The 16,120-nt window shown below is 60.9% G+C and carries 12 protein-coding genes and 1 pseudogene; 7 read left to right on the forward strand and 6 right to left on the reverse strand.

What is annotated here, in order from left to right; translation table 11 throughout:
• Window positions 1-4: 4 nt before the first annotated feature.
• The gene (locus AC13QO_RS02665) at window positions 5-1,780 is read right to left on the reverse strand and encodes a hypothetical protein (RefSeq protein ID WP_488539846.1); all 1,776 of its coding nucleotides are present in this window, start codon (window positions 1,778-1,780) and stop codon (window positions 5-7) included.
• Window positions 1,781-2,048: 268 nt separating this feature from the next.
• Between AC13QO_RS02665 and AC13QO_RS02670 the strand changes: the two genes are divergently transcribed.
• Window positions 2,049-2,285, forward strand: a complete 237-nt coding sequence (locus AC13QO_RS02670) for a hypothetical protein (RefSeq protein WP_097597054.1) — start codon at window positions 2,049-2,051, stop codon at window positions 2,283-2,285.
• Window positions 2,286-2,300: 15 nt separating this feature from the next.
• Here AC13QO_RS02670 and AC13QO_RS02675 read toward each other — a convergent pair whose 3' ends face one another.
• Genes AC13QO_RS02675 through AC13QO_RS02685 form a run of 3 tightly spaced genes read right to left on the reverse strand, consistent with a single transcriptional unit; the run spans window position 2,301 to window position 6,063 of the window.
• The gene (locus AC13QO_RS02675; protein ID WP_488539847.1) at window positions 2,301-3,443 is read right to left on the reverse strand and encodes an AI-2E family transporter; all 1,143 of its coding nucleotides are present in this window, start codon (window positions 3,441-3,443) and stop codon (window positions 2,301-2,303) included.
• A gap of 38 nt (window positions 3,444-3,481) precedes the next feature.
• Complete coding sequence (ppk2, locus tag AC13QO_RS02680) at window positions 3,482-4,324, reverse strand: polyphosphate kinase 2 (RefSeq protein WP_285195628.1); 843 nt, start codon at window positions 4,322-4,324, stop codon at window positions 3,482-3,484.
• A gap of 17 nt (window positions 4,325-4,341) precedes the next feature.
• A complete protein-coding gene (locus AC13QO_RS02685; protein ID WP_488539848.1) occupies window positions 4,342-6,063 on the reverse strand; it encodes a SulP family inorganic anion transporter in 1,722 nt (573 codons plus the stop codon).
• Between the two features lie 567 nt (window positions 6,064-6,630).
• On the opposite strand from AC13QO_RS02685, the gene AC13QO_RS02690 reads away from it, so the two are divergent.
• Genes AC13QO_RS02690 through AC13QO_RS02700 form a run of 3 tightly spaced genes read left to right on the forward strand, consistent with a single transcriptional unit; the run spans window position 6,631 to window position 9,394 of the window.
• Window positions 6,631-6,945, forward strand: coding sequence for a hypothetical protein (locus tag AC13QO_RS02690; RefSeq protein WP_285195626.1), 315 nt, complete (start codon window positions 6,631-6,633; stop codon window positions 6,943-6,945).
• A 39-nt stretch (window positions 6,946-6,984) separates the two neighbouring features.
• A complete protein-coding gene (locus tag AC13QO_RS02695) occupies window positions 6,985-8,427 on the forward strand; it encodes a DUF3300 domain-containing protein (protein ID WP_488539849.1) in 1,443 nt (480 codons plus the stop codon).
• Window positions 8,428-8,455: 28 nt separating this feature from the next.
• Window positions 8,456-9,394 carry a DUF2950 family protein gene (locus AC13QO_RS02700; RefSeq protein ID WP_085780155.1) on the forward strand — a complete coding sequence of 313 codons (939 nt, stop codon included), beginning with the start codon at window positions 8,456-8,458 and terminating at the stop codon, window positions 9,392-9,394.
• Here the strand turns inward: AC13QO_RS02700 and AC13QO_RS02705 are convergent.
• Both AC13QO_RS02705 and AC13QO_RS02710 read right to left on the reverse strand, forming a co-directional pair.
• On the reverse strand, window positions 9,357-9,884 hold the full coding sequence (locus tag AC13QO_RS02705) for a CYTH domain-containing protein (RefSeq protein WP_085779045.1): 528 nt from the start codon (window positions 9,882-9,884) through the stop codon (window positions 9,357-9,359). The genes AC13QO_RS02700 and AC13QO_RS02705 overlap by 38 nt on opposite strands.
• Window positions 9,885-9,919: 35 nt before the next feature.
• A complete protein-coding gene (locus AC13QO_RS02710) occupies window positions 9,920-10,384 on the reverse strand; it encodes a hypothetical protein (protein ID WP_488539850.1) in 465 nt (154 codons plus the stop codon).
• Window positions 10,385-10,644: 260 nt separating this feature from the next.
• Between AC13QO_RS02710 and AC13QO_RS02715 the strand changes: the two are divergent.
• The 3 genes and pseudogenes from AC13QO_RS02715 to AC13QO_RS02725 all read left to right on the forward strand — a co-directional run bounded on the left by AC13QO_RS02715 (window position 10,645) and on the right by AC13QO_RS02725 (window position 16,071).
• Window positions 10,645-12,442 (forward strand): annotated as a pseudogene (locus AC13QO_RS02715) (hypothetical protein).
• 243 nt (window positions 12,443-12,685) lie between these two features.
• Window positions 12,686-13,885 (forward strand): alpha/beta hydrolase, encoded by a 1,200-nt coding sequence (locus AC13QO_RS02720; protein WP_488539892.1) that lies wholly within the window; start codon window positions 12,686-12,688, stop codon window positions 13,883-13,885.
• A gap of 35 nt (window positions 13,886-13,920) precedes the next feature.
• A complete protein-coding gene (locus AC13QO_RS02725; RefSeq protein ID WP_488539851.1) occupies window positions 13,921-16,071 on the forward strand; it encodes a mechanosensitive ion channel family protein in 2,151 nt (716 codons plus the stop codon).
• Window positions 16,072-16,120: the final 49 nt, after the last annotated feature.

Raw genomic sequence — 16,120 nt, forward strand, 5'->3', positions numbered from 1 at the left:
CGCCTTATCTTGCCGCGGTGGCGTCGATATCAAGCCCCGAGGCACGCAATCCGTTCAGCAAGCGCTCCTGATCTTCAGGCCGTTGCAAGCGCAGCGAAACTTCCTCGCGGATATTGACCATCAATGCCGGCGCATGGGTATAAAGCCAGCGCTTTTCCGCTTCGGCTTCCTCGGTCTTGCCGGCGGCCCCGAGAATGGATAGCAGGACGAGACGATGGACAGGGTTCGAGCCGAGATCGGATTTTCGCGACCAGCGCTCCGCCTGTTCGAGATCGCCTTTGATGAATGCACAGAGCGCCATGCCGGCTTCATAATATCCGCTGGGACCGACGCCTCTGTTGAGGGCGATCGAGAGTAGTTCGCAGCCTGACTGCCATTTCCCGGAAAGCGCCAGTCGATAGCCATATTCGCCCGCGACTTCGACGTCGCTGGGATTGGCGGCGTAGGCCGCCGTGCCAGCCTTCAGCGCCTTGTCGACATCTCCCTGGAAGAAGCCCACCAACATCAGTGCCTGCAGAACCCGGGAATCGCTGGGCGCGAGTGATGCCGCCCTCTCCACCGCAGCGTTTGCCATTTCGAGCGGTCGAACCGAAGAGGGGGTGCTGAGCTTGTAGCGAAACCGCACCTCATCAAGATAGACCATGGAAAGCAATGTCCAGGAAGCAACGTTATCGGGGAAACGCTGTGTCGCCTGCCGGAGGCATTCCAGTGCGGCAGCGTGGCTTTGCGCGGTCATGGCCTGACGGTAGCTGTAATAGGCGCGCGTGCAGGCATAGTCATCCTGGTCGCCATTCTGCGCTGGTCCGACGATCTTATCCGTCTCGGTTTGAAGGATGGCGCCATTAGGATGCGCGATAGCGGTGGAAATCTGCCGGGAAATGTTGGCTTGGATGACGAGCTTGTTCTCGGCTTGAAGATCGGCATCGAAATTTCTGGCCCAGATGACCGCGCCATCCGATTGGCGCACGAGCCTCGCTGAGGCGCGCAACCTGCTTTTGTCGAGCTGGACATTGCCGTGGAGCGAGTAGTCGGCAACGGCGGCCTGCCCGCCGCGTAGCGGATCGGCAACGACGATGATGTCGTCGATCCGGGCAAGCTGACCGATTACATCGTCCCTCAGGCCGCGAGCGATGTCCGAACCGGCGCCGGCGGAACCGCTTTCGGAAAAGAATTCGACGAGCACCTTCGGATGGGCGCTCGCCAGCGGCAGCGTCGCAGTCGGTCGCCCGTTCCAAACAGACAGCGCAATTGCAAGGGCCAAGGCGAAGACCCCAAACCCCACTGATATGACGATCCCGAAGCCCCGAGCTGCCGAGAGCGTCGGAGCACGCATCGTGCTACGAGGGCTGTCTTGGACGTTGAGCTCTGCAGCCTGAGGTTCTTCCGGATTTATCGAGGACGGAGGCGGGACTTCCTGTGCATATTCGAAATGGGGCACATATGCGCCTTTGGGCACGGTAATGACGACCTCGTCCGTGCGGCCTGCGACGAGGTAATAACGCTCGAGCGCCTTTCTGATCCGACCGGCCTCGATCCGGACGACCGGATCATTCTGCGGGTCAAATGAAGCCTCGCGGCCAAAAACAACATTCGCTATCGTAAAAGCTTTCAGGAACCCCGATCGGCCGGCGAGCGTCTCGTTGACGACGAACTCGAGGAAATCCCGCCCCCGCTTCGGCGCATGAAATTCCTCGCTTGCGAGAATTCGCTCGACCTGACGGCAGATTTCATCAACCGTCGGCTCGAGACTGCCCAAAACATTGACCTTTGCGTTCCTCATGATCGCCCCACGACAAGTCACGCATTATCTAAGCCCGTTCTAATACATCATACCGCGCCAGCCTTTGGTTGCAAGTTTTGCTTTGGGATTCGCGCAGAACGCCCCAAATTTGGGCGCGGACCGTTCTTGGCGCGGATGAGCGGCGCCGATTGTCCGCTACCGAACTAATGTTGTCTTTCTGATACAGTTAATGTTACCACGGGAACAATCCGGCACCTTTCTGACTTCGTATCAATTGCAGGACGCGGTACCAGTGCGGAGCTAGTTCATGAGCCAAGAACGCGGCCGCAGAAAACTGATGTTGCGGCTTCCGGATATCCGCCATCTGCTGGCGGACATAACCAACGAGACCCTCGGAGAACTGTTCGAGGCCTACGATCTTGCAGTCGATGCGCTGGATCGGTTCCGGACCCAGAGCCCGAGAGAAGACAGGCTCGTTGCGGAATATGAGGAGCTCTGTCGCGACATAGAGCAGGAGGTCGTGGTCTACTGTACCAACAGGTAGACACGCCGAAGAAGACTATCCGGCGCGCTCGACCTCAAGGGCCGGCGCGCGATCATGTTCTGATCCTTCCGTCATTGCCGCAGGCCAGGCCCAGGCTCTCAGCAGCTCGTAGAAGACGCTGAGCACTACCGGCCCCAGAAAAAGCCCCAGCAGCCCGTGGGACAGAGTGCCGCCGATCACGCCGATCAGGATGACGGGCATGGGAGTCGAGAGGCCTCTCGCCATCAGGATGGGTTTCAGGATGTTGTCGACGATCGAGATCGGCACGGCAAGGCAGGTAAAGGCAAAGGCGCTGGCGAATGGCCAGGAGAACCACGCCCAGATGACGAGGGGAAGGAGCACCAGCGCTGGCCCGAGTTGCATGACGCACAGGATGAAGACGACGAAGGTGAGCGCTCCACGCGCTGGAACGTCGAAGATGGCAAAACACAATCCGCAAAGCAGGGTCTGCAGGAAAGCCACGCCGATGACACCGCGTGAGACATTCCGGACCGTGGTTCCCGACAGCCGGGCGAAACCAACGCCCTTGTCGCCCGCGACCCGGCTTGCCAGAATCTGTATCGCTGCCGCCAGGCGCGTTGACTGGGTGAGGAACAGGCCGGAGAGCATTATAGAGACGACGAAACTCAATACACCGCCGCCGATCGAGGCAAGCTTTGTGACCACTGCGCCCATGACCTCTCGGATGGGCGCCTGAAACTTGATGATCGTCGAAGCCAGATCGCCGGCAAGGCGGTTCCAAATGTCATGGAGCCGCTCACCGACAACCGGCCAATCCCTGATGGCGTCAGGCGCTGCCGGCAGGGTAAATTCTCCCGTTCGTAACTTGCCGATCAACGCCTCTGCGGTGTCGGCGAAATTGACCGCGACAAGGGCGAGCGGCGCGATGATCAGGACGAGGCAACCGGCGACGATGACGATGGCGGCGATCACCGGCCGGTTTCCGATCAGTCGCGAGAGCGTCGCAAACATCGGAAAGAGAGCGACGGCGAGAATGGCGGCCCAGATGAGAATAAGCGCGAAAGGAGCAATCAGCGTCATCGTCCAATAAGCGAAAAGGCAGATAATGCCCAGACGGACGAGATCGCTTACTCTCGCCTCTATCGAAATCTGACCTGCGCCGGTCCCTTGCGTTGTCGTATCGGCTGTCTGCTCCATCGTCGCATCCGTCGGGTTACAGGCCGGACCGTCATGCCCTACGATGTCATGTCAGGCACGACATGGCGGACGCTGCGATCCTCAGTGAAATCGGCCGGCCGTTTTTGCCGTTTGCCCAGGTCGGGCTCGTCGAACTTCAGCCGTTCATAAGGAATGGACTGCAGGATGTGCGAGATGCAGTTGATCCGGGCGCGCTTCTTGTCGTCGGAAGGCACGATCCACCACGGAGCGTGTTTGGAGTCGGTCATCCGCAGCATATCGTCATAGGCGCGCGTATAATCCCACCAGCGCTGGTAGGATTCGACATCCATCGGGCTGAGCTTCCATTGCCGCAGGGGATCGTCGATCCGGCGCCTGAAGCGGCGCTCCTGTTCCTCCTCGCTGACCGTCAGGAAATATTTGAGCAGAATGACGCCGCTCTCGACGATCGCCGCTTCGAAGCGAGGGGCAAGCTCGAGAAAGCGCTGCGCCTTCTTCTCGCTGGTGAAGCCCATGACACGGTCGACGCCGGCCCGGTTATACCAGCTGCGATCGAATATCACGATTTCACCGGCCGCCGGCAGATGAGCGATATAACGCTGCATGTAGATCTGCGACTTCTCGCGGTCGGTGGGCGCGGGCAGCGCCACGACGCGGAAAACCCGAGGACTGACCCTCTCCGTTATCCGCTTGATCATGCCGCCCTTGCCGGCGGCGTCCCGCCCCTCGAAGATGATGACGATCCTTGCGCCCGACTTTTTCACCCAGGCCTGAAGATGCGCCAGTTCCACCTGCAGCCGGTTGATCTCCTTCTCATAATCCCAAGATTTCTTTTTCTTTTTATCCTTGCCGTTGCGGGTTGGCTCCACTTCGGCCTGTCTCGGCTCATAATTCTCGTCCATGGCTCTCCCTCCTTCTGTCACTGGGATGCGTTGCCGGCCGAAACGGTGCGGTCGGTCTGGTCGATATCGCCGATCAGCGCCCGCAAGGCTTCTTCCCTACCGTTGAAAAGATTGTCGGCGCCGATCGCCTTGATGACCCCGGCACGGCCGAGAATGGCGCGGCTTTCATCGCTGAGATCGGCAATCGCGAAGAGGATGTTGCGCTTGGCAAGCATTTCGGCCACGGCCTCGAGTGCGGTCGCCCCGGTGCTGTCGATATATGTGATGGCGCTTGCATCGAGGACCAGGCATCGGGTCTCGGGGGGAAGCGCCTTGATCACCGAAATCATGCGCAAGCGCACATAATCGGCGTTGTAGAACAGGATGCTGCCCTGGACCGCAAAGATGGCCGCGCCTTGGATGGGACGGGCTTCCGGAAAGCGCTGCAGATCGAAGAAACCGTGGCGCCCTTCGATGCGGCCAAGAAGGCCGTCACGCGGAAACATCGTCTGACGCAGGAGATAGGCGAAGGTCGCCGCGATAGCGACAATCACCCCATTGAGGACGCCGAAGCTGATCGCGCCCCACATCGCGATCAGCGCGAAGATGAATTCGATGCGGCTGATGCGCCAGATCTTCCTGAGTTCATCGACATCGATGAGGCTGATCGCCGCCGTTGCAAGGATGGCCGCCAGCGCCGGGATCGGGAGAATGCGCAGCGCATCATTCAGGAAGACCAGCGCCGCAACCAGCGTCGCGGCAGAGACCAGACCTGCAAGTTGAGAGACACCTCCCGTCGACAGGTTTATGGCTGTGCGGGAATCCGACACGCTAATCGGAAACGAACCGAAAAGACCAGGTGCGATATTGGCCGCGCCAAGGCCGATCAATTCCTGGTTTGCATCGACTTCCTCGCCGGTGCGCGAGCCGAAGCTGCGCGCCGCCACTATGCCCGCACCGAAGCTGACGAGAAAAATCGCGGCTGAACCGAGCACGATCTTGTCGAGAGGCATCTGATGAAACGCGGGCAGGGAGAGGGCCGGCAGGCCGCTTGGCAAGTCGCCGACCACGGCGATGCCCTGCCCGCGGAAATCGAAGATCGCCGACAGAACGACAGACACCACTACGACGAGAACCGGGCCGGGAACCTTCAAGTGCAGCGCCCGGACGATCCATAGCAGTGCAAACATCGCAAGGCCGAGGATGAGCGAAGGCCAATGGATCAGGCCGCTCTTGGCGAGCATTTCGACGAGCGGCGCGATCAGCCCGTCGGATTCGATCTTAACTCCGGTGAAGCGGCCGATCTGTCCGACCAGGATCGAAAGCGACACCCCGGCGAAAAACCCGACCAGAATTGGCCGGGACAGGAAGCTTGCGAGAACGCCGAGCCTCAATAGTTTCGCAGCGATGCAGAAGAGGCCGACACCGATGGCAAGCGCCGAAGCGATCGCGACCCGATCGACAGCGGTACCGGCAGGCAAGGCCGCGATGATGGCGCCCATGGCAGCGGCAAGCACCGTCATCGTCGCGGCATCCGGCCCGACGATCAGCAACCGCGACGGCCCGAAAATCGCATAAGCAATCGGCGCAAGAATGCTGGCATAGATGCCGGTTTCCGGCGGCAGACCGGCGATCGCCGGGTAGGCGATGGCGCTTGGCAGGCCGACGGCAGCGACCGACAGCCCGGCCGGGATATCGCTGCGAAGCCAATCCCAGCTGAAACCGCTCAGGCCTCGCAACATCGGAATGCTACCTATCACCGCTGGCTCCTATGCTCTTACCGTTGTTCTTCCCGATCATCGCGCTGCTTGGCCGCACGGTGGCGTCAACTACGATAGCCAAATCGCAAGACCGCGAATTGAAACCGCCCGTTTGGCAGCGTTCGCGGCGTGCTGATGAGGGTGGTTTGATACGTTAGCAATCAGATCTGAACGCCGATCGCCATCACGTCTCAGACAAGGATGGTGACGACGAAACCAGGGAGGCTCAAGGCAAGATAGTCGAAACACGGCCGCTCCTTCCGACCGGTCTGGCCTCACCCTTTATCTCTATCAACGGTCGATATTAGGCCCGTTTCGGCGTGGAGGCTCGTAGCATCGTGTAATCTCTATCGGATCGCTAGCCGCCAGGCCCTTGCGGTGATCGTCAGCGCCTGAGAAGCGGCGCGACGCGATCGTCTAGATTCCTGCCATTCGGCCATTGCCTCGAATTCCCCCGGTGACTCAACAGCCGGCTACCGTAGAGGATCGCGTATTTTACGTCAGCCGCGGGTGCGGCTGTTGTATAGTCTTAACATCTGCTGAGCGCAGTCGGCGGCGGGGGTGGAGATGGCGTCGGGAGATAAAGGTTCGACATATCTATCCGCCCTTGAGACGGCCGAGACTTATTTTCCCAACCAGACGCGGCTGGTACAGCGGCTTTTCTACGTCAACGAGTCCTTTCACAGCATGTGTGAGGATCTCGCGGCCGCCGCCCAGGCTCTGGCGCATCTCGAAGGTCTGCCGGAGGCGGTTCGAGAGGCGCGGCGGCAGGAATATGCGAGCCTGCTAGAGGCTCTGCTGAAAGAGATGGGGGAGGCAATCGCCCAATCGAAAGTCGTCGTGCTGGGGCGACCGCCTCTCATCAGGCCGAAGTCTTCATAAAGGCATGCGTCATTGTTTGATCCAAGGGAGGTCGATGCGATGAAAGCCATTTCCCGCAAAGTGTTTGGGGGCCGGTTCCCACTTGGCCGGCTCCTCGCTGGCCAAGTCATTGCTGGATTGTCGGCTGTCGCGATCATCGCGTTGCAGCCGGCCTTGCCCGCGCGCGCCCAGGCGGCTGCACCAGCGGCATCGCCGGCCCAGACTGCTGCCGAACAGCCCGCTGCGGCGCTTCTGTCGGACGATGAACTGGAAGTGCTCGTGGCGCGCATTGCCCTTTATCCGGACGAGTTGGTCGCAGCAATCTCGGCTGCCTCGCTCTTTCCGCTGCAGATCATCGAGGCACAGCGTTTCCTGGAGGCAAAAAAGAAGAATTCCGACCTCAAGCCGAAGAGCGATTGGGACGGCAGCGTCATTTCGCTGCTCAACTATCCCGACATCGTCAAGATGATGAGCGAGGACCTCGACTGGACGCAATCGCTGGCGGATGCGCTCACCAATCAGCAAAAGGATGTTCTGATTGCCATCCAGCAGCTTCGCGACGAAGCGGTGGAAAAGAACATCATCAAGACGGATGACAAGGTGACCGTCGTTACCGAGAACGAGAATATCATCATCCGGCCGACCGATCCCGAGAAGATCTATATCCCGCAATATCCACCGGAAATGCTCTACGAACCGGGTTATGCCTCGGAGCCTATCTCCTACTATCCGGATTATTACGACAGCTACTATTACCCCGGGGCGGGGTTTTTTGCGGCTGCGGTAACCGGGTTGACGTGGGCGGCCATCGTCAACTGGGACGACTGGGGCGTCTGGGGCGGCCGTTGGGACGGCGGCGATATCGACATCGACTGCAACAATTGCCTGAACGACCGCAATTTCAATGGGAAGCTCAAGCTTAACGACGTCGACTGGAGCAATGTCGATCGCAGCAAACTGAGTATAGGCAAGGACCAGTTTTCGAAGCTGGACCGGTCGTCGATCAAATCCAGTCTCCAGAGCGACAATCGCAACCAGCTGCGCAACAGGGCCAACGATATCCAGGCAAGCCAGAGGCCCGGCAATCGCGGTAACGCCGCACGCGCTGAAGACATCCGCAGAAACACGGCGCAAGGTTTGAAGGCCAAGCCCGCCGCCAATCGACCGGCGGCAAGCGATCGGCAGGGAGCGTCGAGGCCTGAGGCCCGTCCTCAGAAGGCCGCCAATCGCCCCGCCAAACCGGCCCAGAAATCCGTCAAGAAAGCCAACAAGCCGCAAATGGCTGCGAGACCAGACAATCGCGGACGCCAGCCAAGCGCTCTCGGCAACCCGCAGTCGGGTCGCCGGGAGGCCGTCTCCTCACACCGCGGCTCGCAGAGCATGGGCCAGCGTCCTTCGGCCCGTCCACCTCAGTATCGCCGCCCGCCAGGCGGCGGCGGTGGCCGCGGTGGCGGTGGCGGTGGTCGTGGCGGCGGTGGCCGTGGCGGCGGTGGACGGCGGTAACACCTGTTTCAGCTCAGGGAGTGACATCATGAGACGCCAATCGACTGTAATTTCGCTCATGTTCGCAGCAGCGCTCTGCACTTTTTCGGCAACGCCGACGCTCTCACTGGCGCAGGCGGATCTCTCCGCCTACAAGGCGGCGACGTCCTCGCCCAAGTTCGACAGTGCGCAGCTTGCGATCGACAAACTGAAGTCGGTGCTGGCTTCCAACAACATCGACGATCTTGCCGCCTTGCTGGGCCTCAACGCCGACAAGCTCCGTTCAAGCAACGAGGCGATGATCGCATACGGATTGATCCGCGAGGGCGCAGAGCGCCAGGTGGTTCTGAAGGATCTCGGCAATCTGAAGGTCGCTGCGATCGGCGATCGGCTTTGGCCGCTGCCGTTTCCGCTGACCGAAGACAAGGATGGCAAATGGTTCTTCGATACTCAGCGTGGCCTTGAAGAAATCATCAATCGCCGCGTCGGCGAGAACGAGCTCGCCACCATCGATACCATGCGTGAATATGTGGCTGCCCAGTACTGGTTCGCATCCGAGGATCGTGACGGCGACGGCATCTACGAGTTCGCGAAGAAATTGATCAGCAGCCCCGGCAAGCTCGATGGTCTTTACTGGGATCCCAGCGTATACCCCGAGGAAAGCCCGGCAAGCGCGCTGGTCGAAACGGCCGCTTTCGGAGCCGCCAAACGCGGCGAGGGCTATTACGGATATCGCTACCGCATTCTGACATCCCAGGGCGACAACGTGCTTGGCGGCAAGCAAAGTTATATCATCAACGGCTATATGACCGGCGGCTTTGCACTGATCGCCTGGCCGGTCAAATACAGGGTCACCGGCGTGCAGACGTTCATGGTCAACGGGATGAGCGTCATCTACCAGCGCGATCTGGGTCCGACAACGGAAGAGCGTGCCGCGGCGATCAAGAATTTCAATCCGGACGCAAGCTGGACTGTGGTAAAGGATTGAGAGGCCAGCCAGCAGTGCCCTGCGCCGCCAGCTGAGTACGGGGAGCAGCTGCCATGGCGCGGTTTGAGTATCGCTTCTCGCCCGTGACCTCGCGCCCCAGCCATTGCGGCAGATTGAACCGGTCATTCTCGCTCGCCATTTCGATTTCGGCGAGCGTTAATCCCTGGTAAGCGCCGGCGAATACGTCCACCTCCCAGCTCCGGCCGTCATGCAGGACGCGGTATCGCGTCTTTTCAAGGACATGACCTGCATGGAGCAGGAGGTCGCGTGCCTCCTCGACCGGAATGTCATACTCAAATTCCTCGCGAGCGAGGCCTGGCGAGCGGAATTTGATCGTCAGGCGCGCGGAATGCCCGTCGATCAGGCGGACGCGTATGCAGTTCTGATCGAGGCAGAGATAGGCCTGCTGCAGAACGTGCGGCTCGTCGGCGCAAGCGCGCCAACTGTCGTCGCGGACCAGGAACTTTCGCTCGATCTCTATCGCTTTCAATAGGATATTTCCTTGCTCACGCCTGCTCTTTGCCGTTACTCGACGGGGGGTTCCCAGGTGAGGAAGAAGCCGACGTCGCCGGGCATGCCGTCGGGGAAATTGATGATCATCGCCTTGAGCCCGTAGCCTTGCGGCTTGGCGACCTCCTCGAACAGTCCATGCAGTTCCTTCGCCTTTCCCTGTAGCGTCTTCTGCCACCCAGGAAGGTTATTGTTGACGGCCCGGCCGCTGTCCGTGCAGAACGTCGATGGAAAGCTGTAGATCAGCGCCTCGTATTTGCCGTCCGCGGCCGCCTTCATCACGAGGCGTTTGATGACAGCGCGTTCCGCTTCTCCGATCTGCTTGCGGAAGAAATCCTCGACGAAGTCAGCATGCTTCTTCGCTTCGCGCGACTTGATCTTTTCGCTGCGCTCGATTTCCAGAAGCTGGAGTTCCAAAGCGCGTTTGCGCAAGTCCTCGGCGCTCGTCATGGATGATGTGGACGCTTCGGGTGATGTCATCGTCGCCTCCTCCAGAATGTTTAGGCGATGATAGAGCGCACGGAGTGACGATGGCAGTAAAATACATGTCCGCGCCGGTAGGATACGGTATCCTACGCTGATACGGGTTATACTGGCCTGCATTGGCTGTTGGCGACCATCGACTAAGGTGATCCTTAATTAGCACATTCTTGCAAATCGCATTGCCGTTATGCCGACTCGGGTCTATCGTCGATGGCTAATACTGCAGGTTGATCGCAATCGGAGTCTTGGGGGAGCCGATGCAAAATGCAGGCGCTGACAGGGCAGGCAGCGACATTTCTTCACCCGAAGAGGTGCAGCAGCAACTTGAGCGTATTCTGTCCAGTCCGGAGTTTCGTCTTCCGGAGCGGGCAGGAAGATTCCTTGAATTCGTGGTGACCGAGACGCTTGCCGGCCATCGCGACTACCTGAAGGCATTTACCATCGCACAGGCCGTTTTCGGCCGAGATGCAAGTTTCGATGCTCAGCAGGATCCGTGTGTCCGTATCGAAGCAGGACGACTGCGCAGGGAACTGGAACATTATTACCTGACCGCCGGAGCCAGCGACCGGGTTATCATCACAATTCCCAGAGGCGGCTATGCGCCCATCTTCGAAGTAAGGCGAGGAGCCGAGCCTGCAGAAAGGCCGCAAACGGGACAGTCCGCTGAGCTGCGGCCCTCCCCAGACTATGCGCAGCAGGTCCCTCCGGCAGCGGATGGGCGCCGCCGGGACAAGGCGGACCGGCGTGTGTCATGGCCCCGATATTGGCTCGCCGCAGGCGCGGTGGTCGTTTTTGCCGCCGCTGCCGCGGCGCTTCAGCATGTGAGGCTGTTCGATACCGGGAAAGAGATGCCGTCCGGAGCTGTCGGCCGCCCAATCATCGTCGTCGAGCGCTTCGAAAGCGCGTCCGGCAGCGGGGTAGCATCCGACATCTCCCAGGGTATCACCGACGACATCATCGAAAAACTGGTTCCCTTCAACGATATCGTCGTCGCCGCCGTTCTGCCGCGCAATCGCGATGGTCAGTTGTCGTCGCAACCGATCTATGCCTTGCAGGGCAGTATCAGGCTGGAAGGCGAAACGCTGCGCTCGACGGCCCGGCTTGTGCGGCGAGCCGATGGGACCGTCATCTGGGCCAATAATTACGACGCCGACATGAAAGTCCAGGGTCTCCTGCAAACGCAGGCAAGTCTTGCCGAGGACATTGCGACGGCGGTTGCGCGCCCGTTCGGCGTGATATTTCAGGCGGACACCGCCAGCATCGCAGGAAACGCAGACGCGTTTTCCTGCATCCTGTCCTACTACAGCTACCGGAGCGAAATGACCCCGCAGGCGCAGGAAACGGCAAAATCCTGCCTGAAGCATGCTGCCGAAAAGATGCCCGATGATTCCAATATCGCGGCTTTTCTTTCGCTCACCTATCTCGACGAATTCCGCTTTCCATATCAGCTGGACACGAAACCGACCGCTGCCACGCTGGCAACTGCCAAGGAGCTAGCCGAACGAGCCGTGCGGCTCGATCCGAAGAATGCCCGAGCTCTGCAGGCGTTGATGCTTGCCAATTTTTTCGGCAATGACCCGACCGAGGCCCTCCGCGCCGGTGAAGCGGCCTACGCCAGCAATTCGAACGACACGGAAGTTGCCGGCGAATACGGCCTGCGCCTGGCAAATGTCGGGGAATTGGGAAAGGGGCTGCGAGCTGATTTCGCAGGCGGTCAGCAAGAATGCGGGACCGCAGGGATATTATGAAGTTGGGATGGCGCTTTGTGCCTTCATGCGGGGCGATACCCAGGCTGCCGAATTATGGTCCCGCATGTCGGACCTCAACTACAATCCGATGCATCGCCTCGTCCTGCTTTCGATCCTCGGCACCCTCGGAAAATCGGCGGAGGCAAAGGAGCAAATCGACTGGATCGAGGCCCGCTCGCCCGCCTTGATCCTTAATGTCCGGCGTGAGGTCGTCCGGCGGCTGGCAAGGATCGAGGACCAGGAACGTTTTTTTGCCGGATTGGAGGCTGCCGGCCTGCCCGTTCCAAACGACCGGCCGGCGAATTGACGACGGTGTGCGACCGGCTGTCCTCGCCATCGGCCAAACGAAGCGCAGGGTGCTGTTACCTGTAACATACAGGATCATACATGCCTGCGGCTTCGTCTTTGGCCCAATCTCTTCCATGCAGGACCGGGTCAGCCCCCGGCAGCATGCGTCAGGGTGGGGAGCAGTGTGAACATAAGCAACATGCGCGGCAGTCAGGCCGCTTTTCGGCAGACGCTGCGACGGCTTCTGATCTGCGTTGCGATGATGTGCCTGTCAGGCTGCGGCGGGCATCCGAAAGGCGTGCTGACCCCGGTCGCGGAGACTGCTCCTCGCGCCGATCGCGTTGACATGCTGGTCGCCACGACGCGCAGCCGCTCGCCTGTTCCCGGAGAGATGTTCAGCGGCGAGCGCGCCCGCCAGCCCACCTTTGCCGATATCACCGTATCGATTCCGCCTGGCCGCAAAGCCGGCGAAGTCGCCTGGCCGAAGAAGTTGCCGTCCAACCCCAAGACCGATTTTGCGACGCTCAAGGCAACGGAGTTGGATGTCGACGCCGCAAAGGCCTGGCTCAGCGCCAGCGTGCGTAAAAGCCCCGACAGGAGCGTTTTCGTCTTCATCCACGGCTACAACACCCGCTTCGAGGACTCCGTCTACCGTTTTGCCCAGATCGTTCATGATTCCGGCGTGCACAGCGCGCCGGTGCTGGTGACATGGCCCTCGCGCGGGCGGCTGCTCGCCTATGGTTATGATCGGGAGAGTACCAATTACACCCGCAATGCGCTGGAGAAGCTGTTTCAGTATCTCTACCATGATCCGGAGATCAAGGAGGTCTCGATCCTTGCCCATTCGATGGGCAATTGGCTTGCCATGGAAGGCCTGCGGCAGATGGCGATCCGCAATGGCCGCCTGCCAGCGAAATTCAAGAATGTCATGCTCGCGGCTCCCGACGTCGATGTCGACGTGTTCCGCCAGCAGATCGCCGACATGGGAAAGCAGCACCCCCAATTCACCCTCTTCGTATCGCGTGACGATAAGGCGCTCGCCGTCTCCCGAAGGGTCTGGGGCGATGTCGCCCGTCTCGGCTCAATCGATCCGGAACAGGCGCCTTACAAGCAGGAGCTCGAGGAATACGACATCAATGTCATCGACCTGACGAAGGTGAAGACCAGCGACCGGCTCAACCACGCCAAATTCGCAGCCTCGCCCGCGATCGTCCAGCTGATCGGCGCCCGGATTTCGGAAGGACAGACGCTGACCGACAGCCGCGTCGGCCTCGGCGAGAGAATTCTTGCGGCGACGACTGAAACGGCGGCCGCCGCGGGCCTGGTACTGGCGGCGCCTGCCGCCGTCGTCGATCAGGACACACGCGACGCCTATGCCGCCGATGTCAGCGCGGTTGCCGGGCCCGGCGGCAAGTCGAAACCGGCATGTGGCAATGCGTTCAGGACGGAATGCCGGCCATAGGGCGCCGTATTCGATACGCGGGATTGGGAGGGATCATGCCGATAGTATCATCAAGGAATGGTCTTCGCACGCTGCTCCTGGCGGTGATGGCCTTCCTCGCCGCCGCACTGACGGCCATGCCCGTGATGTCGCAGACGCCGCCGGCCGGAGTGCCGGCCGAAAGGATCGAGCAGTTCATAGCCTTGTCCACCGATCCGGCGGTGCAGGACTGGCTGAAGCAGCAGGCGGCGGCAAAAGCGGCTGCCGAACCAGACGGGGCAAAGCCTACCGATCCCTCTTTCGCCGAATTCGCCACCCGATTCCGCCGGCATTCTTCCGATCTGATGAACGCTGCAACCTCGTTTCCATCGCAGATGATGGCGGCTGCGGCCGTGCTCGAGCGTGATATCCAGGCGAACGGCGGTACCCGGCCGGTGGTGCTCTTGATCGCCTTCATGGCAGCAGGTTTTGCCGCCCAGTGGTTTTTCCGGCGGATCAGCGGCGGCTGGCACGCCTGGATGGAGCAGGCGCCCTTTTCGACCGTGCGGGAGCGGCTTGTCCTTCTCGGCGCCAAGCTTCTCTGGGAAGCATGCCGTGTGCTCGCTTTCGCGCTCGGCAGCATCGGCTTCTTCCTCATCTTCGACTGGCCGCCGCTCGTACGCGAAGTCGTCGTGGGCTTCCTCTTCGCCTTCGTCGCCTTCCGCCTCGCGGCCGCGCTGCTGCGCGCTTGGCTGACGCCCCCCGCCGCGGCGCAGCCAGGATTTCGCGTGGTCCCCGTCAGCGATTTGGCCGCGGCCCATTGGGCGCGCCGCCTCGCCTATCTCTGCGGCTGGTTCGCCTTCGGCTGGGTGACGGTGCGGCTGCTTGCAACGCTCGGCCTTCCCCCCGCCTCACGCCTCCTCGTCGCCTATACGCTGGGTGCCGTGCTGTTGGCGATCACAATCGAAAGCCTGTGGCGCCGGCCGGTGGACGAGCCGGTCGAGAGTCGGACGCCCCGCATCGGCCGGACGATCCGCAACTGGCTATGGACCGCCTATTTCATCGGTCTCTGGGCTCTCTGGGTGGTCGGTGCGATGAGGCTCTTCTGGATCGTCGCAGTATGCGCCGCCTTGCCGGCCGTCCTCGCGCTCACCCGCGTCTCCATCGCCAATATTCTGTCCTCTCCTGCCGGCGAGGAAAAAGCCGAGCAAGCAAGCATCACCTCAGTACTGGTGGAGCGCGGTGTACGGGCAGCCGTCATCGTCGGGGCCATCCTCCTGCTTGCCAAGGCTCTCGATGTCGAGTTGACCCGCATGACGATGCAGGACACCCCGATGCTGCGGATCGTCAGGGGCATGCTGAGCGCCGGTATCATCCTTCTCGTCATCGATCTCGCCTGGAGCCTAGTGCGTGTCGTCATCGACCGGAAGCTCGGCGAGACCGATACGCCCCAAGAGGCCGGCAGCGACGGGGCACGCCGCCGGGCCCGGATCCGGACGCTGCTGCCGATCCTGCGCAACGTGCTGATGATCCTGTTTGCCGCGATCGCGGTGATGATGGCGCTGTCCTCGCTCGGCGTCGAGATCGGGCCGCTGATCGCCGGCGCCGGCGTCGTCGGCGTTGCGATCGGCTTTGGCGCCCAGACCGTCGTCAAGGATATCATCAGCGGCGTGTTTTATCTGCTCGACGACGCCTTCCGCGTCGGCGAATACATTCAGAGCGGCAACTACAAGGGAAGCGTCGAATCCTTCAGCCTTCGGTCGGTGAAGCTCAGGCATCACCGCGGCGCCGTCTACATCGTGCCCTTCAGCGAACTCGGCGCGATCCAGAACATGAGCCGCGACTGGGTGATCGAGAAGATGACGATCACCGTGGCCTATGATGCCGATGTCGAAAAGGCTCGCAAGATCATCAAGAAGATCGGCCAGGAACTCTTCGCTGACCCCGAGTTCAAGCCCATTACGATCGAGCCGTTGAAGATGCAGGGTATCGACAGCCTGGGCGACTCCGGATTGCTGCTGCGCATGAAGGTCATGACGCTTCCCGGAGAGCAGTTCACGCTGAAGCGCCGGGCGCTGCGAATGATCCATCAGGCCTTTAATGAAAATGGCATCCGCATAGCCGTGCCGACTGTCCAGGTCGCCGGCGACAAGGTTGCTGACCCGGCCGCGGCTGCCCAGCAGGCACTGACTGCGCAGAAACAGGCCTTGGCGGCTGCCGCCAGCTGACATGATCGATTTGGCCTGCCGGCTGGCGGGCCTGGCTACTATGGCGTTC

It is taken from the genome of Rhizobium sp. CNPSo 3670, assembly GCF_057784555.1.

Excerpts from the sequence above, each read along its gene's own strand:
- AC13QO_RS02665 (WP_488539846.1), bottom strand. The coding sequence starts at position 1,780 with ATGAGGAACGCAAAGGTCAATGTTTTGGGCAGTCTCGAGCCGACGGTT.
- AC13QO_RS02670 (WP_097597054.1), top strand. The coding sequence starts at position 2,049 with ATGAGCCAAGAACGCGGCCGCAGAAAACTGATGTTGCGGCTTCCGGAT.
- AC13QO_RS02675 (WP_488539847.1), bottom strand. The coding sequence starts at position 3,443 with ATGGAGCAGACAGCCGATACGACAACGCAAGGGACCGGCGCAGGTCAG.
- ppk2 (WP_285195628.1), bottom strand. The coding sequence starts at position 4,324 with ATGGACGAGAATTATGAGCCGAGACAGGCCGAAGTGGAGCCAACCCGC.
- AC13QO_RS02690 (WP_285195626.1), top strand. The coding sequence starts at position 6,631 with ATGGCGTCGGGAGATAAAGGTTCGACATATCTATCCGCCCTTGAGACG.
- AC13QO_RS02695 (WP_488539849.1), top strand. The coding sequence starts at position 6,985 with ATGAAAGCCATTTCCCGCAAAGTGTTTGGGGGCCGGTTCCCACTTGGC.
- AC13QO_RS02700 (WP_085780155.1), top strand. The coding sequence starts at position 8,456 with ATGAGACGCCAATCGACTGTAATTTCGCTCATGTTCGCAGCAGCGCTC.
- AC13QO_RS02710 (WP_488539850.1), bottom strand. The coding sequence starts at position 10,384 with ATGACATCACCCGAAGCGTCCACATCATCCATGACGAGCGCCGAGGAC.
- AC13QO_RS02720 (WP_488539892.1), top strand. The coding sequence starts at position 12,686 with ATGTGCCTGTCAGGCTGCGGCGGGCATCCGAAAGGCGTGCTGACCCCG.
- AC13QO_RS02725 (WP_488539851.1), top strand. The coding sequence starts at position 13,921 with ATGCCGATAGTATCATCAAGGAATGGTCTTCGCACGCTGCTCCTGGCG.